General features: G+C 43.0%; 20 protein-coding genes. 13 read left to right on the forward strand and 7 right to left on the reverse strand.

Annotated features, from left to right (window positions below):
- Nucleotides 1–16: 16 nt before the first annotated feature.
- Genes NSQ50_RS03795 through NSQ50_RS03810 form a run of 4 tightly spaced genes read left to right on the forward strand, consistent with a single transcriptional unit; the run spans nucleotide 17 to nucleotide 4,249 of the window.
- On the forward strand, nucleotides 17–1,006 hold the full coding sequence (locus NSQ50_RS03795) for a DUF4430 domain-containing protein (RefSeq protein ID WP_036684886.1): 990 nt from the start codon (nucleotides 17–19) through the stop codon (nucleotides 1,004–1,006).
- Nucleotides 1,006–1,896, forward strand: a complete 891-nt coding sequence (locus tag NSQ50_RS03800) for an energy-coupling factor transporter transmembrane component T (protein ID WP_081383600.1) — start codon at nucleotides 1,006–1,008, stop codon at nucleotides 1,894–1,896. The genes NSQ50_RS03795 and NSQ50_RS03800 overlap by 1 nt, the downstream gene beginning before the upstream one ends.
- Nucleotides 1,869–3,539 carry an ABC transporter ATP-binding protein gene (locus tag NSQ50_RS03805; protein WP_076179115.1) on the forward strand — a complete coding sequence of 557 codons (1,671 nt, stop codon included), beginning with the start codon at nucleotides 1,869–1,871 and terminating at the stop codon, nucleotides 3,537–3,539. Before NSQ50_RS03800 ends, NSQ50_RS03805 begins: the two co-directional genes overlap by 28 nt.
- Nucleotides 3,521–4,249 carry an ECF transporter S component gene (locus tag NSQ50_RS03810; RefSeq protein WP_076105347.1) on the forward strand — a complete coding sequence of 243 codons (729 nt, stop codon included), beginning with the start codon at nucleotides 3,521–3,523 and terminating at the stop codon, nucleotides 4,247–4,249. The genes NSQ50_RS03805 and NSQ50_RS03810 overlap by 19 nt, the downstream gene beginning before the upstream one ends.
- Before the next feature lie 318 nt (nucleotides 4,250–4,567).
- Here the strand turns inward: NSQ50_RS03810 and NSQ50_RS03815 are convergent, their stop codons facing one another.
- The 3 genes from NSQ50_RS03815 to NSQ50_RS03825 form a co-directional block, all read right to left on the reverse strand.
- Nucleotides 4,568–5,842: an MFS transporter gene (locus NSQ50_RS03815; RefSeq protein ID WP_036684893.1), complete on the reverse strand. Its 1,275-nt coding sequence runs from the start codon at nucleotides 5,840–5,842 to the stop codon at nucleotides 4,568–4,570.
- A 69-nt stretch (nucleotides 5,843–5,911) separates the two neighbouring features.
- Entirely contained in the window at nucleotides 5,912–6,823 is a 912-nt protein-coding gene (locus NSQ50_RS03820; protein ID WP_036684895.1) for an ArsR/SmtB family transcription factor, read from the reverse strand.
- Nucleotides 6,824–7,083: 260 nt separating this feature from the next.
- On the reverse strand, nucleotides 7,084–7,392 hold the full coding sequence (locus NSQ50_RS03825) for a hypothetical protein (RefSeq protein WP_036684896.1): 309 nt from the start codon (nucleotides 7,390–7,392) through the stop codon (nucleotides 7,084–7,086).
- Nucleotides 7,393–7,456: 64 nt separating this feature from the next.
- On the opposite strand from NSQ50_RS03825, the gene NSQ50_RS03830 reads away from it, so the two are divergent.
- Genes NSQ50_RS03830 through gshAB form a run of 3 tightly spaced genes read left to right on the forward strand, consistent with a single transcriptional unit; the run spans nucleotide 7,457 to nucleotide 11,600 of the window.
- Complete coding sequence (locus tag NSQ50_RS03830; protein ID WP_218640741.1) at nucleotides 7,457–7,828, forward strand: MerR family transcriptional regulator; 372 nt, start codon at nucleotides 7,457–7,459, stop codon at nucleotides 7,826–7,828.
- Between the two features lie 48 nt (nucleotides 7,829–7,876).
- Nucleotides 7,877–9,250 (forward strand): MATE family efflux transporter, encoded by a 1,374-nt coding sequence (locus NSQ50_RS03835; protein WP_249267769.1) that lies wholly within the window; start codon nucleotides 7,877–7,879, stop codon nucleotides 9,248–9,250.
- Nucleotides 9,251–9,269: 19 nt separating this feature from the next.
- Nucleotides 9,270–11,600: a bifunctional glutamate--cysteine ligase GshA/glutathione synthetase GshB gene (gene gshAB / locus NSQ50_RS03840; protein WP_076224359.1), complete on the forward strand. Its 2,331-nt coding sequence runs from the start codon at nucleotides 9,270–9,272 to the stop codon at nucleotides 11,598–11,600.
- Nucleotides 11,601–11,680: 80 nt separating this feature from the next.
- Here gshAB and NSQ50_RS03845 read toward each other — a convergent pair whose 3' ends face one another.
- Nucleotides 11,681–12,124, reverse strand: a complete 444-nt coding sequence (locus tag NSQ50_RS03845) for a hypothetical protein (protein WP_036684901.1) — start codon at nucleotides 12,122–12,124, stop codon at nucleotides 11,681–11,683.
- Between the two features lie 202 nt (nucleotides 12,125–12,326).
- On the opposite strand from NSQ50_RS03845, the gene NSQ50_RS03850 reads away from it, so the two are divergent.
- From NSQ50_RS03850 to NSQ50_RS03865, 4 genes are all read left to right on the forward strand, one after another.
- Nucleotides 12,327–12,863 carry a hypothetical protein gene (locus NSQ50_RS03850; RefSeq protein ID WP_340949281.1) on the forward strand — a complete coding sequence of 179 codons (537 nt, stop codon included), beginning with the start codon at nucleotides 12,327–12,329 and terminating at the stop codon, nucleotides 12,861–12,863.
- A gap of 126 nt (nucleotides 12,864–12,989) precedes the next feature.
- A complete protein-coding gene (locus NSQ50_RS03855) occupies nucleotides 12,990–14,261 on the forward strand; it encodes a glycoside hydrolase family 5 protein (RefSeq protein WP_076224353.1) in 1,272 nt (423 codons plus the stop codon).
- Nucleotides 14,262–14,347: 86 nt separating this feature from the next.
- Nucleotides 14,348–14,995, forward strand: a complete 648-nt coding sequence (locus tag NSQ50_RS03860) for a response regulator transcription factor (protein ID WP_076142146.1) — start codon at nucleotides 14,348–14,350, stop codon at nucleotides 14,993–14,995.
- The gene (locus tag NSQ50_RS03865) at nucleotides 14,979–16,388 is read left to right on the forward strand and encodes a sensor histidine kinase (RefSeq protein WP_081386943.1); all 1,410 of its coding nucleotides are present in this window, start codon (nucleotides 14,979–14,981) and stop codon (nucleotides 16,386–16,388) included. The genes NSQ50_RS03860 and NSQ50_RS03865 overlap by 17 nt, the downstream gene beginning before the upstream one ends.
- 193 nt (nucleotides 16,389–16,581) lie before the next feature.
- Here the strand turns inward: NSQ50_RS03865 and NSQ50_RS03870 are convergent, their stop codons facing one another.
- The 3 genes from NSQ50_RS03870 to NSQ50_RS03880 are packed head-to-tail and all read right to left on the reverse strand — an operon-like array spanning nucleotide 16,582 to nucleotide 19,634.
- Nucleotides 16,582–17,721, reverse strand: coding sequence for a DHHW family protein (locus NSQ50_RS03870; RefSeq protein WP_076105354.1), 1,140 nt, complete (start codon nucleotides 17,719–17,721; stop codon nucleotides 16,582–16,584).
- A 20-nt stretch (nucleotides 17,722–17,741) separates the two neighbouring features.
- Nucleotides 17,742–19,127, reverse strand: a complete 1,386-nt coding sequence (locus tag NSQ50_RS03875) for an MBOAT family O-acyltransferase (RefSeq protein ID WP_036684909.1) — start codon at nucleotides 19,125–19,127, stop codon at nucleotides 17,742–17,744.
- Nucleotides 19,128–19,133: 6 nt separating this feature from the next.
- Nucleotides 19,134–19,634 (reverse strand): DUF4358 domain-containing protein, encoded by a 501-nt coding sequence (locus NSQ50_RS03880; protein ID WP_036684911.1) that lies wholly within the window; start codon nucleotides 19,632–19,634, stop codon nucleotides 19,134–19,136.
- 227 nt (nucleotides 19,635–19,861) lie between these two features.
- Here NSQ50_RS03880 and NSQ50_RS03885 point away from each other — a divergent pair, with 227 nt between their 5' ends.
- Entirely contained in the window at nucleotides 19,862–20,299 is a 438-nt protein-coding gene (locus NSQ50_RS03885) for a HEAT repeat domain-containing protein (RefSeq protein ID WP_036684913.1), read from the forward strand.
- Between the two features lie 11 nt (nucleotides 20,300–20,310).
- Nucleotides 20,311–20,889, forward strand: coding sequence for an SMI1/KNR4 family protein (locus NSQ50_RS03890; protein ID WP_076098672.1), 579 nt, complete (start codon nucleotides 20,311–20,313; stop codon nucleotides 20,887–20,889).
- Nucleotides 20,890–20,951: the final 62 nt, after the last annotated feature.

The raw sequence follows: 20,951 nt of genomic DNA on the forward strand, positions 1-20,951 counted from the left end.
AGGTGGGACTAGAGAAATGAACAAGAAGAAATGGTTAACCGCGATACTAATCATAGGTGTATTGGCTATCGCCTTCTTTTGGGGCGGGGATTACCAGAAGAGCCCAAACAAGGTCGCTAATAGTAGCGTTGAGACACAGGTTATAGAGCCTGAGAACACTGCTTCCGCAACAAATGATGATGTTGAACCCACTGAGGCAATCGCTACTGAGACAACAGAGATAACACCGTCAGCTACGCCAAGTGAAACAGCTAAGCCCATTGAAACCCTAAAACCAAATGAATCGGCAACACCAACGGAAGCTGTAACACCAACAGGAACTGCAGCACCAACAGAAGTTGTAACACCGGTCGTAACAACAAAACCTGCTGCAACGAAGCAACCTACCGCAACGCCGAAAGCGGCTAAAACGCCCGTGCCGGAGACGAAAGCGACGGCAAAACCCGTAACAAAACCTGATTCAAAAGTAGCGACAACAGAAACCAAGCAGGAACCGAAAAGGGATAAATTTCTTACCGATCCAGTGCCGAGCGGGAAACCTAAACCAGTGGAATGGCAAGATGCAACAGTAGATAAGAAGAAGCAATTAACGGCTACCTTGTCCGTCTCAGCGGCAACAATTTTAGATAACATGGATATTTTTAATGAGGATAAGCTTGAAGTATTGCCGGCAGATGGTATCATTTATAAAGCGCAGAAGGTAACCTTTTATGAAGGTGAGTCTGTGTTTGATGTTTTACTAAGAGAAATGAAGAAGAATAAAATCCATATGGAATTTAGCATGACGCCGATCTATAACAGTAATTATATTGAAGGCATAAATAATCTGTATGAATTCGATGCTGGAGAGCTCAGTGGATGGATGTACAAAGTAAATGGCTGGTTCCCTAACTACGGCAGTAGCCGTTATGTTCTCAAAGATGGCGATGTCATTGATTGGGTATACACTTGTGATCTAGGTCGAGATGTGGGTGGATATGTAGCCACAGGAGGAGCTCAGAAATAATGAAGGATAGCTTTTCTACCTTTCATCCGTTTGTGAATTTTCTATATTTTGTTGTTGTATTGCTGTTTAGCATGGTGTTTATGCATCCTATATTTCAGGTGATTGCCCTTATTAGTGCTGTAGCCTACTCAATTATGTTAAAAGGAAAAAAGGGCATCCGATTTAATCTGCTTTACATGATTCCTTTTCTGCTATTTATGGCAGTGATGAATCCTGTTTTTAATCATCAAGGGGTAACGATCTTGTTCTATTTAAACAACGGGAATCCCATTACGAAAGAATCGATTCTTTATGGCGTGGCAGCGGCGTGTATGTTTGTGACGGTAATTGTTTGGTTCTCTTGTTATAACGTCGTGATGACCTCGGATAAGTTTATTTATATATTCGGAAAAATACTGCCGGCACTGTCGTTGATTTTTTCGATGGTGCTTCGTTTTGTTCCTAGATATTTAGCGCAAATCAAGGTGATTTCTAATGCTCAAAAATGTATAGGCCGGGATGTCTCACAGGGAAATCTCCTCGCGCGTGCGCGGAATGGGATTACGATTCTCTCCATTATGACCACCTGGGCTTTGGAAAATGCGATTGAGACAGCGGATTCCATGAGATCGAGAGGGTATGGATTGCCGGGCCGTACAAGCTTTTCTATCTTTCGGTTAGATGCCCGAGACAAAGTAGTTCTCTTGATCATGACAGGCTTAATTGCGCTGGTAGCCGTAGGGGCAGTGATGGGTGAGAACACCATGAGATTCTATCCATCGATTAAAGCGAGCACAATTACACCTTTTAGTATTCTTATATATATCGCTTATTTTGCGTTATGTATGATCCCAGTGCTCATCAATATGGTGGAGGCAATGAAATGGAAATCTATCGAATCGAAGAACTAAGCTTTACTTTTCCTGAACAAGAGCAAGCGGCTCTTTCGAATATTAATCTAACGATTGAAAGTGGAGACTTCATTACCATTTGTGGAAAGTCAGGCTGTGGCAAAAGCACTCTGCTTAGACAACTGAAAACAATCCTAACCCCACATGGCAATCGCCAAGGGGCAATTTATTATAAGGGTCAACCTGTAGAGGAGATCGATCAACGCACACAGGCAGCGGAAATTGGTTATGTACTCCAAAGTCCGGACAATCAAATTGTGACAGATAAAGTATGGCATGAGCTTGCTTTTGGGCTTGAGAGCTTAGGGTACGATAATTCTACGATTCGCCTGCGTGTGGCGGAAATGGCTAGTTTTTTTGGGATCCAGACCTGGTTTCATAAAAGTGTGACCGAGCTATCAGGCGGCCAGAAGCAGCTGCTTAACTTAGCATCCATAATGGCTATGCATCCCTCGGTTCTAATCCTCGATGAGCCTACCTCCCAGCTAGATCCTATTGCGGCTTCCGATTTTCTGGAGACGGTCAAAAAAATAAATCGTGAGCTGGGAACAACCGTGATCATGACCGAGCATCGTCTAGAGGATGTTCTTCCGCTTACAGATCGGTTGATTGTGGTGAATGAGGGAGCTGTGATAGCTGATGATCCCCCGCAAAAGGTGGGCGAGGTTTTATGTAAGCTGAACCATCCGATGTTTCTGTCCATGCCCTCACCGATGCAGATTGTTGCAGGAGTAGATCATGACTTAGTGTGGCCTGTTACTGTAAAGGAAGGACGCCAATGGTTGGATGCTTTTCTAAAGGGTAAGACTCCTGCAACGATGGCAGAAACTCAGCCTAGCACGAAAGAGGCCGGCCCTGTAGTCATAAAGTTTAAGGACGTATGGTTTAAATATGATAAAAATGGGCCGAATGTCATTAAAGATTTGTCGTTTGAAGTGAAGCAAGGGCAATTTTATTGTATTGTTGGCGGGAATGGAACAGGGAAGACATCGACGCTGTCGCTGATGAGCGGAATCCTTCAGCCTTATAGAGGGAAAGTTCTTATCGGCGGGAGCAACCCTGCGAAGATGAATGCCAAAGCGTTGTTTACTAACAATCTGGGCTTCCTCCCGCAAAATCCGCAAACCTTATTTGTGAAAAAAACAGTCGAGCTAGATTTATATGAAATGTTATCCCAGCTCTCTTTGACGAAGGAAGAAAAAAACGCCAGAGTTGAAGCTGTGGTTAAGTTCGCAGAACTGGAACATCTCCTCTCCATGCATCCGTATGATCTCAGCGGGGGAGAACAACAGCGTGCAGCGTTGGCGAAGGTCCTTTTGTTAGAACCAAAGATTCTGCTGTTGGATGAACCGACCAAAGGACTGGATGGGCCCTTCAAAGAGAAGCTAGCCGTATTCCTGCAAAAGCTCAATGCCGAAGGCGTTACTATTGTAATGGTCTCGCATGATGTTGAATTTTGTGCCAAGTATGCTGAGGTCTGCGCCATGTTTTTTGATGGAAGCATTATCACTACGAATGAAGCGCAGAAGTTTTTTGCGGGAAACAGCTTCTATACAACTGCTGCCAACCGTATGGCGCGTCATGTATGGAATGAGGGAGTAACGATAGAGGGTGTGATTGATTTATGTCAAAGAAGCAGATAACGGATCGTCGTTTGAGTCGTCGAACTTTATTAGCGGCACTACTAATCCTCATAGTCATTCCAGCTACGATTTTATTAGGCATCTTTGTGCTAAATGATCGGAAGTATTATTTTATCAGTCTATTAATTGTTATCTATACGATGGTTCCTTTTGCGATGGTGTTCGAGAACCGGAAGCCGCAGGCGAGGGAGCTGATCGTTATAGCAGTGTTAGCAGCCATTGCCGTGGCGGGACGCGCAGCCTTTTTTATGTTGCCGCAGTTTAAGCCAGTGGTTGCTATTGTCATCATCGCAGGGGTAAGCTTGGGTGCGGAGGCAGGGTTTCTGGTTGGCGCTGTTGCAGGTTTTGTCTCGAATTTCTTCTTTGGGCAGGGGCCTTGGACGCCTTGGCAAATGTTTTGTTTTGGCATCATTGGCTTCCTGGCGGGCATTTTCTTCAAGAAGGGTCTGCTTAAAAAGAATAAGCTTTCGCTATGTATATTCGGAGGCTTAGCGACGTTTTTCGTATACGGAGGCATTATCAATATAGGCTCGTTGATGATGTTCACTTCAGAGTTCTCTTGGCCGGCTTTAATGACCACTTATATTTCAGGTTTTTGGTTCGATATGGTGCATGCGATCTCGACGGTGGTGTTTTTGTTTTTTATTGCTAATCCTATGATTGAGAAGTTGGATCGGATAAAAACGAAATATGGGTTGATTGAGCCTTAGGTTCTTGGTGTTAGCTTTTGGACGTTGTGCGCTTTTTACGCTGGCGAACGCTCCGCTTTTCCACAATCAGTCCGTTCTCTCCGCTGCTATCAGCGCGAATTCCAAAACACCAACACACAAACACAAACACAAACTAAAGGCTCAACGCCTCCCGCTTCGGTTTTTACCGGAAGGGGGAGGGGAACTAGTGGCTACGAATCAAGCCACTGTGACAAACCACTGAAAAGAGAATATACCTAGTAGCGATGCTCCTAGGTGAAAACTTATAAAAACAGGCGATGTTCCGGTATACCGGTATCGCCTGTTTTTTTGATTCACTTAACGTTCAGCAACAACTTTGTGCGGGGGAACCCCAGCATCGGGCTGCTTATGAGTGGCTTCAAGTGTAGAGAGGTCGCCGTCCAGTGTTTTGAGTCCGGGGAGCAGCAAGGCTGCGCTGGCGCAGAGCATTGGAAGCAATCCGGCGATGACAAAAAGCGCAGGCACGCCATAGAGTTCAGCAATCGCGGCGCCGGCAAAAGCACCAAAAGGCTGCAAGCCGCCACCGATTAAAAAACGGATGGAGTTGACTCTTCCTTGCAGATTACCCGGAACCAGACGTCCATGGAGTGAAGAGCTTAAGGAGCCGAAGAAGGGAGCTATCGTTCCGGTGGCGAATACGGCGGCGAGAGCAAAAGAAAAACTAGGAAATAACCCCCATAATGTTGTTACTAAACCGATGGTCCCCAGACTACCGAGCATGACAAGCCGCCTCTTTTTAATTTCCCCTATCATGGAAATGATGCTTAGCCCGACTAAGGTTCCAAGTGCGAAAACTGTACTAAGTGTGCCCATCGTCGCCGCATCACGGTGGAGCACTTCGCGTACAAAAGGAACCATCATGGTCCAGACGGCAATTGAGCTTAGATTACTAATAGAGGCCATCATCATTATCGTAAGCATGGCGGGGAATTGTTTATAGAAGGTAAAACCCTCAGCAATTTCGCGAACATAGACGGTAATGGAGAAACGGCCTGGAGCTGGAGAGGGCTTGGGTAGCTTCTGCAGGCACAGCAAGGTAATGATGGCCGCAACATAACATAACATGTTGATGCTAAGGGCTGGCAGTGCTCCACTGGCAGCGGTCAACGCCCCAGCCAGGGCGGGGCCTAGCAAGACGGCTGCACTTTTGCTGCCATCGATGATAGCAAAAGCCCGCACCAGCTTCTGGCTATCGGCAACGCCGGGAATAACAGCCATGGCTGTTGGCATGAACAGAGCGGCGCAGGCCCCGCTGAGACCAGCAGCGACAAACAGATGCCACAGCTGCAGTTGGCCAGCCAGACCCATGCCTAGCGGCAGTGCTATAGCCAGCAGGCGAATGGCTGCCAAGCAGGCCATAAAGCGTACCCGGTGGAGTCGGTCGGACAGCGGCGAGCCCAGCAAGCGCAGCAGCAGCTCAGGTATGCCGGAGCTGAGCGCGAGTGCTCCCATCGCTAGCTTGGAACCCGTCAATTCATAGACGAGCCATTCCATAGCCAACAAGCCAAAAGCATCCCCAAAAGCACTTAAAGTTATGGTTGAGAGTAAACCATAATAGCTGCGTTTTATCATAGCCTGTTCACTCCTTTCTTATATTTCTCGCATATACGCTTACCGTCCTTATATGGACGCTTAAGGCGTTTATGCTTGACTCTCTAGATACGACCCAATCTGCTGCGGTAGCCCATTTAAGGCTTCCAATCGCAGGCTGTACGATGTGCTTTTAACGTTGGTATGGACAATGACCAGACCTGCTGCGCGCAACGCGATCAGATGGTAGTGGATTGTACTTTTAGAAAGTCCGACTTCCCGCACGATTTCCGTGAAATTCAACTGCTTGCCTGTAAGCAAACGAAGGATATACAGCCGCGTCTCATCCGAGAGTGCCCGGGTAAGTCGAAGCAGTGCTGGAGCAGGCCGGCCAGCTTCCGGAGGGAGAACATCACAAGAGTAGCTAGTGAACACGAATTCATCAAACATAGAGGTGGTGACCAGTGGGCGGGCATGATATTGCGGAATGATAATGACCTGCTTCAGACGTTCGGTTGGATAGAGGCGCATTCCGTCGGTTGCTGCTTCAAAGACTTCCATATCATTGTTCCCATTCAGTGTCGTTCGTCTTGACTCGGCTTCCTGTTCAAGCCCCTTGAGGATATTAGGGTCGATTCCATTGAAGTAACCCGCGTTCCATTCGCGCAGGATGTCAGAGGCAGTGTCCCTTAGCTCAGAAAGATTAGAGGGAACCGATTGGCCGAAACGTCCAGATATTTCATACAGTTCACCCGAAGATAAACCATCGAACCAATTCAAAAAGCCGTCTACAGAACGCTCGCCCGGTGAAGACCAAATGTAGGGAGCCAAACTGAAATCATCAAGTTTTTTAACGACCTCTTGCATTTTACGAAGCAACATCGGGGCAAATCTTGCTTGGACTTCACGTACCCAGAGCTTACCGGAATCCATAGCAGTATGGTTCTGCTTGCTTAGAAAAGCAGTCATACTGTTCACACATTCATACATGGGGGCAAAATCGACTTCTACTTTATATTCCATGAGCTTCTCCATTCTTTGAGTAAGTTGCTGAAACATTTATTTGTTCTATAATTATAGAACTTATTATTGGTTTTATTGTAAACGAACTAAAATTCGTTTTCAATAGCCATTCGACTGAAAAACAAAAGAAATTTTAATTACGAAAAAAAGACAGTTCCGGTAGGCACATTTTGTGCACTAGGAACTGTCTTTTGATGTCTACACAATTTATATACTTTTTAGGAGTTCCACTTTCTGTCTTCAGGCTCATAATGAAGAGACTAGGTTAAGAAGTAGCCCACAGCAAAGATCAGCGCAACAATAAAGTAATGAAGCCAGTTATTCCTACCGAAGACAAACTTACCGTTGAGCCAGCGGGAGATAAGACAGGTGAGAAAACCGATAATAAACCAAATGAAGTTAAGCGGTTTACATAAGGCATAAAGGGTGATGACGACTAACGTAATATGAGAAAGCAAAAACAAATAAATATAACCCACAGCAGATTTAGCGGAGCCCTTAATTAGAATCCCCACTGCCCCAAGCACACTAACCATTCCATACAAGATTATAAGGCTTGAACCTATCATTTGATGCACCCCCATTAATAAAATTAAACGTTGCGGGGTTAACCCCGTGTCAATTTATATTTGTATGGAGGAGGTTGTACTTTTGCGAATCGGTGAATTTATAGCCCTAACAGGAACTACGAAAGACACCATCAGACATTATGAGGATCTGGACTTGATTATGTCCAAGGGACCAGATGGTAAACGGATATATACAGAGCAGCATCTGGCAGATTATTTTGTCATTCAAGAGTTGAAAAGTTATGGAGTTATACTAAGGGATATCCAGTCTATTTTTAAATTGAAAAGGAGTTATGGGTGTGGCCATGCCGAGTTGATTAAGGAAGTAGGTGATTCTCTGAATCTTCAGCTGGACGGATTGAGACAAGAAGAATTGGAACTCCGTAATCGGATACGGATGCTTGAAAGGCTGGTCCAACAGATTGCTGAAATATAATCAATTGATTATATAAGTGTTTGGTTATATAATAAATCTGAAAATCAGATGAAGAAGGTGTTATTAGATTTGAAGGAATTGAAGGGCATGAATGATTTGACTCAGGGTCCTATTATGCCTACCTTAATGAAATTAACGCTTCCCATTATTGCGACGAATTTCATTTCCACAACTTATGGCCTCGTCGATATGATTTGGGTTGGAAGATTAGGAAGTGGTCCTGTTGCCGCGATTGGCACGGCGAGTTTTTTCATTAATCTAGCGATTGCATTGTCGACTATGATTACGATCGGTACAGGGATTAAGGTTGCGTTTTGTATGGGATCTGGCCAGATAGAGAAGGCTAAATCTTATATGAAAAACGGGTTTATGATGTCTATTTTATTAGGATTTCTCTATATGAGTTTAGTTCTGTTGACCAACAATCGGTTGATTGGTTTTTTTGATCTTGGAAGTGATGAAGTTGAACGGATGGCACGGCAATTTTTAATGATTTCGATCTTCGGGACGGTATTTTCCATCGTAAATACTTTGTTTGCCACACTCTTAAACTCGATGGGAAATAGTAAACAACCGTTTCAGATCTTCTCCATTGGTCTTATGGTTAATATTGTTCTTGATCCATTTTTAATTTTTGGCTGGGGCAGTTTTGAAGGTTGGGGAGTAGCGGGGGCAGCCACGGCAACATTGACAGCGAACATCTTAGTTACGGCTCTTTTTATCATAAAGACAAGAAAGTCAGAAATCATTTCGAACACATCAGCATGGGACAGTCGTCAAATGAAAGAAGTAATCCGTATGGGACTTCCGATCACAATCCAACGGGTCACCTTTACGCTCATATCGATCGTCATTGCTAAGATCATTGTACGTTTTGGGGCGGATGCGATTGCGGTGCAAAAAGTAGGGATTCAAATTGAATCTATTTCTTATATGACAATTGGAGGACTACAGGGAGCTATTGCTGCCTTTTTTGGTCAAAATTATGGAGCACGCCGATTGGACCGTATTGGGCAGGGCTATCGTAAGGCTTTGATCTTAACCTCCATCTTTGGCGTGATCATATCGCTTATATTTATCGCGTTCCCGCAGCAGCTATTTTCCTTATTTTTATCAGATCAGACAAGCCTGGAATTAGGCACTAATTATATGCGCATCATTGGTTACTCACAATTATTCATGTGTATGGAATTGATGACAGTAGGTGCTTTTAACGGTATTGGCCAAACCCATATCCCGCCGATCTTTAGTATTACATTTACAGCACTGCGAATTCCACTAGCCTTGATCTTATCCGGACCTTTTGGCTTGAGTGGGGTGTGGATGTCGATTGCTCTAAGCAGTGTGTTTAAAGGAGTTATTCTTGTGTTCTGGTTTAGAAGATCTTTATTCAAAATGAACAAACAGCAGGTAAACTACTAAGCAAAGGATGATCGTTGAAATGGCTTTATTAAATCGTAAACTCATACAGCTTCTGAGGGATAACCATTTGAATAAGGAGCTTTTTCACGGCGAATTTGGACTGGAAAAAGAAAATGTCAGAGTGGATCCAGAGGGAAGACTTGCGCTGACACCACATCCTAAAGCTTTTGGCAACAAAATGGAGAACCCGTATATTCAAACCGACTTCTCAGAGAGTCAAATTGAAATGGTCACCCCTTCTTTTGATTCTATTGATGAAACTTATAACTTTCTGGAGGCGTTGCAGGATATTGTGTCGCTTGAGCTCAAGGAAGAATATCTGTGGCCAAGTAGTAATCCTCCGAGGCTACCGAATGATCAGGACATCCCCATTGCCAAGATGGGTAATCCGATTGAGGATGAATACAGACATCAGCTAGCAGACAAATACGGTCGCAAAAGACAATTGCTGAGCGGAATCCATTACAATTTCTCTTTTGATGAACAATTTCTGAGACAGCTTCATGACATAGCAGATCCGCAGGTGAGCTTTAAAGAATTCAAAGACGCTACCTACTTAAAAATAGCCCGCAACCTATTGCGGTACCGTTGGCTTCTTATCTATTTAACAGGCGCCAGCCCTGTTTTTGATAAGACTTATATGGAACAATGTGTAGCTCGCGGGGAATCAGATGACGACAAAAGCTTTTATTATCAGAATATGAATTCACTTCGGAATAGCGAATGTGGGTATCGAAACGAAAAGCCTCTTTATGTATCTTTTGCTTCGTTAAAGGATTATGTTCATGATTTACAAGCTTTGATCGAATCGGAAGAATTATTAAGTGTAAAAGAGTTTTATAGTCCGGTTAGAGTGAAGACAGCAAGAGGCAAACATCCTTTAGAGGAACTGATGCAAGATGGGATAGCTTATTTGGAGCTTCGGTTTATTGATCTGAATCCACTCTACAAAATAGGAATCGGCAAAGAAACGATGATTTTCATTCATCTATTTATCTTGTATATGCTGCTGAAGGAGGACGAACCGTTCGGAGTAGAGGATCAGAAGATGGCGAATCTTAATCATGATCAATTGATCATGGAGGGGATAAAGGGATGTTTGCATGATTACGGGGATTCATGTACAACGATGGAGCAGCAGGCATTAACTTGTATTCATGAGATGCAGGATATGATCCAACTGTTGAACCCGGAGAATGAAGTGTTTTTGAACGTATTGCATGGAGCTAAGAATAAAATTGTAGAGCCAGACCGGAGTTTTGCAGCTATTGTGAAGTCGGAAGTTCAACAATCCTCTTTTGTACAATACCATCTGAATAAAGCTAAACAATATGCTAAGGAAAGTCTTGCGAATGGATACCGTTTTGTGGGATATGAGGATCTGGAGCTATCTACACAGCTTCTTTTGAAGGCAGCGGTTAAACGTGGCATTAAGTTTCAATTGATCGATCGGGAAGAGAACTTTGTAGTGCTTACGCAAGGTGATCATAAAGAATATATTAAGCAAGCTACGAAGACCTCCCTTGATTCTTATAGTACGGTATTAATCATGGAGAATAAGATCGTTACGAAAGAAGTTCTTAAACAGCAAGGCATTCGGGTTCCCGCAGGAGAAGCTTTTCGAAATCTGGAAGAGGCAATGAATGCGCATAGCACTTACCGTAACAAGGCTATTGTGATTAAGCCCAAATCAACCAATTTTGGACTCGGCATTACTATTTTTACAGACGACTTCTCTAAAGAAGATTATCAAAAAGCTTTCGAAATCGCCTTCGAATTTGATCGAACTGTGCTACTAGAGGAGTTCATGACGGGAAAAGAATATCGTTTTCTTGTCATGGGTGATGAAGTAGTCGGAGTATTACACCGTGTTCCTGCGAATGTGATTGGAGATGGTGTACATACGATTGAACAACTGGTGCACGAGAAGAATAAGGATCCGTTAAGAGGCCGCGGGTACAAGACACCACTTGAGAAAATTCAGATCGGTGAAGCAGAAGCGATGTTCTTGAACAACCACGCTCAGGCTTGGAGTGATATTCCTCCATTAAACGAAGTCATCTATCTTCGGGAGAACTCTAATATTAGCACGGGTGGTGACAGCCTGGATTTTACGGATGAGATCCCAGATAGTTATAAGGCTCTGGCGATTCAAGCGGCTAAAGCTGCGGGCGCCACTTTTTGTGGAGTGGATATGATGATTGATGACATCAAGGAAGAAGCCAATGCTACCAACTATAGCGTTATTGAGATTAACTTTAATCCAGCGATTCATATTCATTGTTATCCTTATAAAGGGAAGAACCGAAAGGCGGATGAACGGATTCTGGATCTATTATTTGGGGAATAAACAGAAGCTCAACCAGTACCTTTGGCTGAGCTTCTGTTTTTAAAGGGGCAATTCGCTCCCTCACCCACTACATGTTCATGTTAGGAGTTACCCGCAGCTGCAACGCCACTAAAGTTTCTGGCTTGGACATTATTAAAGGGATCTGTTGCGGCTGCATTGGTGAAGATCTCCGCTGTATACTGAATTTGACCTGTTGCGACAGCCGCTGGTGGTGGGATATCTACTGCTGTAAAACCGAAAGCTTCATTTTCTCTGCTGATCGCAACCCCAAATGTCGTGGTGAAAATGATCGTTCCGTTTCTGCGAACATTAACGGTATTGGTATTGAAAAGAGGATTGTTTTCTACTTTTAGAAATCCGGTCAAAAGTACGCGGACATTGCCTTGATTCTCAGCCGACACGCCTGCGGTCTGAATACCAATATCCCCAAAAACAAGGGGGGTCGCTGCTAGTGGAATAACTGCTGGTGTAGCATCCGAAGCAGCTTGGTTGGATAGTCTTAAATCTACAAACTGAATGGTCATATTATATTCACCTCCTAGAAATAGAATATGATAGAAGGAGAGTTAACTCTTGGATTTGCTATGTAATTCATCAGCTACCTACTTGCATGGCTTGATGATCAAGTGTTAAATGAAAGAAGGGTTAGAAGTTTAAGGAAAGGCGGGAGCTATTATCAAACATAGGAATAAGTCTAAAAGGATATTATTGATTTCATTAATGCTGTTGGCAGTGGTTATCATTGGTGCGGTGGTGCTTGGGGAACGCGGAGGAATAATGAGTAAATCCGAGAGCTCTTTCAAAAGTCCTGCTGAACCGTCGCCCCTTATCATTACACATGAGAATAGTACAGATGCTATAGAGAACTATGTCATTCTAAAGACGAGCTGGAATGGAGCGGACTATGATCGGGCCTCCTTTTACTATACGGCTTGGCATAATGAACCTACGCTTCTAACGGGTCTGCGTCGCTTGAAACCAGGGGAGAAAATGCAGGTCGACTTTGGAGATTACGCACCGAGTGAAGTCACAGTAAAGATGGCCTATCTAACTGAGAGCTTTGATGAATCGCAGCTTCCAATTGTAGAAGTTCCTGTAACACTCGTGGAAGGGAAATATGAATTTGTGAACCCTCCAGCATCCACCAGTGATATTCCCACTTCGGGTCGCGTCTTTAGTGTAATAGCTAGATGGGGTGAGAACATCTGCGAATATGTCTTTGCATCAGATGGCAAGTTTGATAACTATGAATATGATTTGTGAGGTTAGTCGAAATAATGAGATATTCTAAAGCCGTTTGGCTTAAAGAATATCTCTTTTTTTAATCTGGACTTCTCTTGTGACACTCTTGTAACAGAGATTGGCTACGATAGGTTATGAGGTGAGGGAATGAAGAAGTTTAAAGGATTTATCGTATTGATTTTGTTGGCAGTCGTAGGATGCAGTGCAGCAACACCACAAGCAAATCATGAACCGGAGAAGGAGGTAAAGAAAGAGGTCAATGAGAAGATCGCTTTCTGGGATCAACAGCGAAAAGGAACAAATTTCATGAATTCCAAATCTATACCCGAAAATTATGATGCGGCGAAAGAAAATAATATAGAGTTCATTCGACTTGCGCCAGATAAATGGGCAAAAGATAGTGATTTTCTGTTTAACGATCAACCGGATGCTACTCCAGATAAAGACTTTTTAATAGGGAATGCAGATAAATACGAGGGGCTTGTTGAGGATGATTTTACAGCGTTAAAAGCAGACTTGGATGCAGCCGAGGCGCGGGGTTCAAAAGTAGTGCTGACAGTCCTTAGTCTGCCCGGAGATCGGTGGCGACAGTTTAATGATTATACAAATGATGATCGAATCTGGAAGGATTTCAGTTATCATGAACAAGCGGCAACGTTTTGGAAGGATCTTGCGGAAAGATTAAAAGATCATCCTGCGGTGGCCGGCTATAATCTGATTAATGAGCCACATCCTGAACAAGCTACTGGATTTAATGATTTCTGGACAGAGGATTACAACGAGTGGTATAGCTCAGTGGAGAATACTCCGGCGGATTTGAATCTTTTATATGAGACTATTGTGACAGCGATTCGAACCGTAGATACGGAAACCCCTATTATCGTCAATTCTGGTCTGTATGCTACACCATGGGCCTTTAAATATTTGAAACCCATCGATGATGCAAATGTATTATATGCTTTTCATATGTATGAACCCTACGAACTCACCAGCCAAAATAAGAAAAAAGGCTTAACCTATGAATATCCTGGAACGGTTAAAGTGGGTGAGGAGAAGACGGAAAAAGCATTTAATAAGAAAGCTTTAAAGGATTTTCTAGAACCTATCGCACAGTGGGCAGAAAAGAATAACATCCCTGCTAATCGTATTGTCGCTGAAGAATTTGGCACGAACCGGCTTGTAAAAGGTGCAGATCAATACTTGGCTGATTTAATCTCGATTTTTGCTGATTACGGCTGGCACTGGGCGTTTTATGCGTTCCGGGAGGATACTTGGGATGGCATGGATTATGAACTTGGCATTGAGCCTCCAACCTGGGAGTATTGGGAAGCGATAGAGAAGGGTGAACAGCCTGATCGAAAGACAGTCGATAACCCGATATGGAACGTACTGACGAAGGGACTAGAGAAGTTGCAATAGCGTAGCATGAAAATATATGAAAAGGTGAAACCTGTAAAGGATTTCGCCTTTTTCTTCTGATAACTACAGCAAGGAGAATCTAAACTTTGAATATCTTAATTGCGGATGATGAGAAACATATGATCACTATATTGAAGACTTATTTTGAAAAAGAAGGCTATAACGTTTGGACAGCTGCGGATGGTGAGGAGGCGCTTGAGCTCTTTTTTTCGAATAGGATTGATCTTGTGGTGCTGGATTGGATGATGCCTAAGCGAAGCGGTCTTGAGGTCTGTAATGAAATCAAGAAGGTCAGTTTGGCTAAAGTTGTAATGCTGACCGCAAGGTCTTCCCATGATGATGAATTCAGTGCCTTGGATATAGGGGCAGATGAATATATAAGAAAACCATTCGACCCACGGATTTTGATGCTTAGAATTAAAAAAATGCTAGGCACCGAAAAAGTGGCTGCGATTAGGGATTTAGAAATCGATTTTGAGCGGAAGAAAGTGTACAAGAATGGGGCAGAACTGGCGTTATATAAAAAAGAATTTGAATTGCTAACCTTCCTGTACGAGCATAAAGGGCGTATTTTATCCAGAGATGCCTTATTGTCTGCGGTTTGGGGAATGGATTATCTGGGCGAAGAAAGAACGGTAGATACGCATATTAAGAGGCTGCGCGATAAGATTGGGGCCGACCACGTGATCACGCATAGGGGAATGGGGTACAGCTTCCATGATAAAAATTCATAAAATAAGTACGAAGTTATTGATCATGGTGAGCATTATTTTGCTGATTGTTTTTGGTACGTCTTATTTCTTGCACAACTATTTCTCAGCAGATTATTACCTATACAAAATGAAAACCAAGATCAACACCATTTATGACGAAGTAAAGGATCTCCGTTTGGATCAACTCATGGAAAATGAAAGCAGGATCGAGAACAATAATAACGTAACGATTGTTAGGGTTGAAAACAGTGGAAGTACAGCAGAAATTAATGAAAATATTCAATTTGCGTTGTTTAAAGATAAGGTGGCACTTAATAAATTTTGGATCACAGATGAGGTATTACAAAAAGTAAGACAAGGCAACACGGTTAATCTTTTATTTAATCAGGGCAAATTGAAATCGAGTCTGTTAACGAAAATATACGAGCAGGATAGCAGTCTAATCCTCATAGGAACTGTGGTTGTGCACAATACAGATGCCTTGACCCTCGTAAATCAATTCAGCTTTTACTCCATTCTATTGGGGATTATTATCAGTTTGCTGTTAGTGGCTTATTTTTCAAAAAAGATCATTACACCGTTAGAACAATTGCAGGATGTCGCAAAGGATATATCCAATCTCGATTTTAAACAAGTGACGATCCAAACGGGGGATGAAATCGAAGAGCTCTCGAAAAGCATCAATCAGATGAGTCAGCGTCTAAAGAGCACCCATGCCAAATTGGAGGAGAAAAATCAAAGTTTAAATACCCTTATCTCAAGCATTTCGCATGAAGTGAAAACACCATTATCCTTAATCCAAGCATATACGATTGGCATTCAGGACGGTCTGGATGATGGCACGTATACGGATATCATTTTGGAGCAAGTGAAGTATACGTCGGATATGGTGGATTATTTAATTAAATTGTCCAAGATCCAGAAGTCAGAAGTGCATAAAGAGCCTTTTGATCTTAAAGAGCTTCTGCTAAAAGTGATCTCACAATATAATATTACGTTAAAAAATAAAAACATAACCTTAATGAGCGACTTTCATTCGCTTGAATCCTCTATCGTTGAAGAAGATATCAGCCAAATCGAGATAGTATTCAACAACTTAATTAGTAATGCCATTAAGTATGGTGAAGAGGATTTTTTTGAAATAAAACTACGGAGTGACACTACGCGTACATTAAAATTTACGATCTCCAATAAAACCACTCGCCTAAAAACGGAGCATTTAGCGTATATCTGGGACCCATTCTATGTAATTGAAGAGTCTCGAAATAAAGAAATCTCCGGTACTGGACTTGGCCTGTCCATCGTCGCGGAGATACTTGGCAAAAATGATCTGAAATACGAGTCCAGATTAGAGGACTCGTATATTAGTTTTAGTATTTGGTTTGAAGTTAAGGAGGGAATTTTGGAACTGTAGGAGCGTTAGCGTTCGCCTGAAAGCTTTCCGAAGGAAAGCTCGCATCGGAAGCATAAGCTGTCTCCGGATGTTATCCGCTGATAGCGGTAAAATCAAAAACATCTGGAGACAACAGCGACCGAAAGTCCAACATTCCCGCAGTTACGCACAACACCATATTAAAGGTCTTTTCACCGCATCCATCGCAATATCATTAATTAAGCTTCAATAGCGCCGCATTATCAATAAAAGTAGCCGTATTAAAAAGCAGCAAGACATCCTTGATATCATTTTGAGCCATATAGTCACTGATGTTTCCATTATAATAACGGATATCGATCACATGGATTTCAGGCACATGCTGAGTCAGGAAAGGAATAACGCTATGTGCATAAGAGTCCTTGATGACGAGCAGCTTTTCCTGTTTGACCGTTGTTGGATCAAGCTGGCTGGTAATTTTCATGAGCGCATGTACGCCCCCTAGGAAATAAGAGTACTTATCTTTTTTCGCCAGAAAACTTGGGTCATACATACTTGTTAAAGTCTCACCGGTATCTTCAATGTACATTTGGGTGGATACCTCATGATTAGGTTTGTACATTTGAATGGAGTCAGGTGTGACCCCGATAAATTGCCCCCGGGTATGATAGCTCCCGAGAAATGAATTACTCACAGTCTGAATCTGGTATTCGCTCCGGGACAGAGGCTGCCAGCCCATGCTTTGAGCATAGGCTACATAAGCTAAGTAGGCACCGTAGGTTGTCCAGTGATGGTCGGTCCGATAGTAAATGGGTTCTGCGGCATGTGGGCTAAGAACATCAAATCCATTTATAAAAGTAAGGCTATCTCCTACATCCTTAGCTATTGTTTGATTCACCTCAGCTTGCGAGTAGACAGGAGCTAACCAGGGTAGACGTTCCTTGTACAAGCCAACCGATGTAGGTGCGAGTAAGAAAGTGGTGTTTGCATCAGGATTGTTATCGGCAAAGCGTTTCACAGCTGCTGCATATTGCTGAACTTTAGTGTAATCAGGTGCTGCAAATTTTTCGAAAAGATAGCCGTCTTTTCCCTTATAGATTCCGTTATTCTCTTGCTGCAGCCTCATCTGTTCCACCGCCGATTTCACCCATACCCATTTGGCCCGAAATGGAAAATGATCGGTTACAAAGCTTTCGGCCTCTTCCGCATAGGTGTGGGATAATAAATTGTCCCATGTCAGATGGGGTGCCTTTTGCAAATACCGGTTCTCAAGCTCAGAGAAACGCTGAACAGGCAGTAAGAAAAAAAGGATAGCGACCAGAAATAACGTTGCAGCAAATCCCCCAACCAGGATTCGATCCGTCTTCAGCTTCATAAACAATCACCCCCTAATGGTTAGAATCGGAAATATAAAAATGGATTAAAGGTTGCATCTACTAAGTAGGCTACAGATAGGAAAAATAACACGCCATACCAAACAAGAGCAGGAACCGATCTAGAATCCATCCGCTTGGAGAGCTTCACAGGTGTAGAGGCAAAGGTTAACACCACGAGTAGAATCGCGTTCGTGTAAGTGAAGTATAAAGTGGTATTATTCCATAACGGCTGTCCATTAAAGCCAAGCATCGCTTGTAAGTAGCCAATGACCAGAGGAAGTTCTTCAAAAGCGAATAAGACCCATCCGATGAGTATAAGTACTACAGCATATAAATGTCTTGTCCAACGGGGGAGGTGGCTTAATAGCTTTAATCCCCACCATTTTTCAAAGATAAGAATGACCCCGAAGTATAATCCCCAGAGCAGAAAATTCCAGCTTGCCCCGTGCCAGATACCCGTGAGCAGCCATACGATGAGGATGTTGCGCACTTGAACGCCTAACCCCCGGCGGTTGCCTCCAAGCGGGATGTAGACATAGTCACGAAACCAACTGCTAAGGGAAATATGCCATCTCCGCCAGAAGTCAGTAATACTCTGAGAGATATAAGGTTTGTTGAAGTTCTCGTTAAAGCGGAAGCCGAACATGAGACCGAGACCAATAGCCATATCCGAATACCCGCTGAAGTCAAAATAGATCTGAAAAGCAAACGCAATAATCCCAAGCCAGGCGGTTAAAGCAGGCAGGGAATCTAGGTTGGAGCTGGATATGGTGTGCCAGAGCAGACCGATGTTGTTGGCGAGCAGTACTTTTTTGGCTAATCCGATTATGAATCTCCGTACACCTTCTGCGAACATGGGGATATCGACCGAACGTTCACGTAGTTGCCCGGCAATGGTGTTATATTGAACAATCGGACCTGCTACTAACTGTGGAAACAGCGCTACGAATGTACCGAAATCAATCCAATTGCGTTGTGCTTTCGAAGTTCCTCTATAGACGTCAATAATATAGGACATGGATTGAAAAGTATAAAATGAAATCCCAATAGGTAAAGGTAAATCCGTTAAAGGAATATGTGTACCGAGGAGTCCATTTATATTTTGGATGAGAAAATCTGCGTATTTAAAATACGACAATAAGCCTAGATTAATAATGACAGAACTAACCACAATCCACTTGCGCTGCACCGCAGTCAGCTTTGGTCTGCTGAGCAGTAAACCAAAGCTGTAATCTGTAATGGTGGACAGCAACATGATTACAATGTAGACAGGTTCGCCCCAAGCATAAAAAACCAGGCTGCTTAAAAACAATATGAGGTTTTTGATTCGCCAGGGCGAAACATAGTAGAGCGCTAGGACAGCCGGCAGGAATAGGAATAGGAAAAGTAGGCTGCTGAATACCATGGTTATTTATTTTTCTGTGAAGTAAGTATCGAAGTCTGCTACGAGTTTATCTTGATCCGCAGGATCAGCAATAACGAACAGGAAATAGTTACCCTTTTTAATAAGTTTATAGTTCTTGGCATTTTCGTATTGATCAGGCAGATAGGTTTCGAATTGTTTTTGAACATCTGTTGCACGCGCTTTGATGGCATCCTCAACAGTAGTCATATCTTTTACATCTTTAACTTTCAGAACGGCAATTTCGTTAGTCTTCACATTCATCATAGGCATTCTAATGCTATAATCTTCAAGCAATTCTGGGTTGAGATGATATAGCTGTTCGACTGTAGCCGCATCAAGCTCCATTAATGATGGCTGCTCTACTTTGCTCAGCATTTGATCGACCATTTCTTTTGCAGTTAGATTCGTTTCAATGGCAGCTCCATTGTTACTGTTGTTGCTGGAACAGGCGCCAAGCACCACACTTAGTACAATGGTTAACGCTAGCATGAAGGTATGCTTTTTCAACTTAGGTCACTCTCCTTGATGTATTGTCTAAATTTCTCTAGTTACTAACGTATATAGTCGATAGAATGTTGCGCTGGATACTTACTTCGGATACTTTACCCATATTTTTGCGGAAATATGATATTCACATGAATTCATGCAAAGATCTTCCTCTCTTAGCTTGCGCAATGGTTGGTTATACTGTTACTGTAAGATAGATAGTTTTTAATAGAAGGGGATTGAACGGAATGATCGAAGAACTGAACAATGAACTACCGGAGAATTATGAGGAATTAAAGAAAGCTGCCAACCGCTCTGCGGATTGGAGAGCACGTCTAGAAGCAGTTGAAGAGCTGGGACAGACCAACCACAAACAAATTATCGATATCCTGACGCGTTTAATGGAGAGCGATCCTGTATATACAGTTCAAGAAGCTGCTTACCTTAAGCTGAAGGCTTTTGGTGAAGACGTTAAGGTGCCATCGAAGAACAAGCCTGAACTAGTTAAAGGCGTATCCAAGATCCTGCTGAGAATTAAAAAGAGCCTGCCAAGAGATCATTCTTACGAGGACTTCAAAGAGAAGTTGAAGAAGATGAGAGTTGACGTGTACGACGCTTATGAAGGTGAAAAAGGCGCTGACTTCGATACGTGGCTGATGAAGATGTGGACTTCTGCGAATAAGTAAAGGATGACAATATGCACACCAATAAATTGACAGAACAATTTCAAGAATACCTTAAGCTGTCCGCAGAATTACGCCCTGATTATATTGCCAGCTTGGGCAAGGGCGGTAACGAAGCAAAGATTACGGCAGTTTTGCCGGAGACTCCTGAACTGCTGAAAGCTATTTATAGCACTGTCTCAGGGACAAGCAGTGAGGAAGAGGAACCAAGCCTTATCGAATTTATTCCAGGGTACCGCCTGATTCATATGGATGAATATGAAGAGGAGATGAAGGTATTAGCTGGGATATTGGAGGAAAAAGGTCAACATCCTGATGGAGTTATCTTGCCTATCTTAACGAACTATGGCAGTGATTTCATTTGTTATTATAAGTCTGCCGATGGTGTGGAACAGGTATGTGACCTGCTCCATGATTTCGGCGATTTAATCGTGATGTATGATTCGCCCGATAAATTCTTGGAGACCTTATGCGAGTTCTACAAGCAGGAGGTTTATTTCCTGGATGAAGAGGGCTACCTCGATTGCGATTTAGTATTAGAAGGCGAAGTTGGCGCGGCGCTGAACCCGGATGCGAAATATTGGTCCGAGTAACGACCTGATGCCAAATAAACAAGAGCAGCAGTCCATTTATGGACTAGCTGCTCTTTATTTTT

It is taken from the genome of Paenibacillus sp. FSL R10-2788 (assembly GCF_038003885.1).
In the GTDB taxonomy this organism is placed as follows: domain Bacteria; phylum Bacillota; class Bacilli; order Paenibacillales; family Paenibacillaceae; genus Paenibacillus_AQ; species Paenibacillus_AQ odorifer.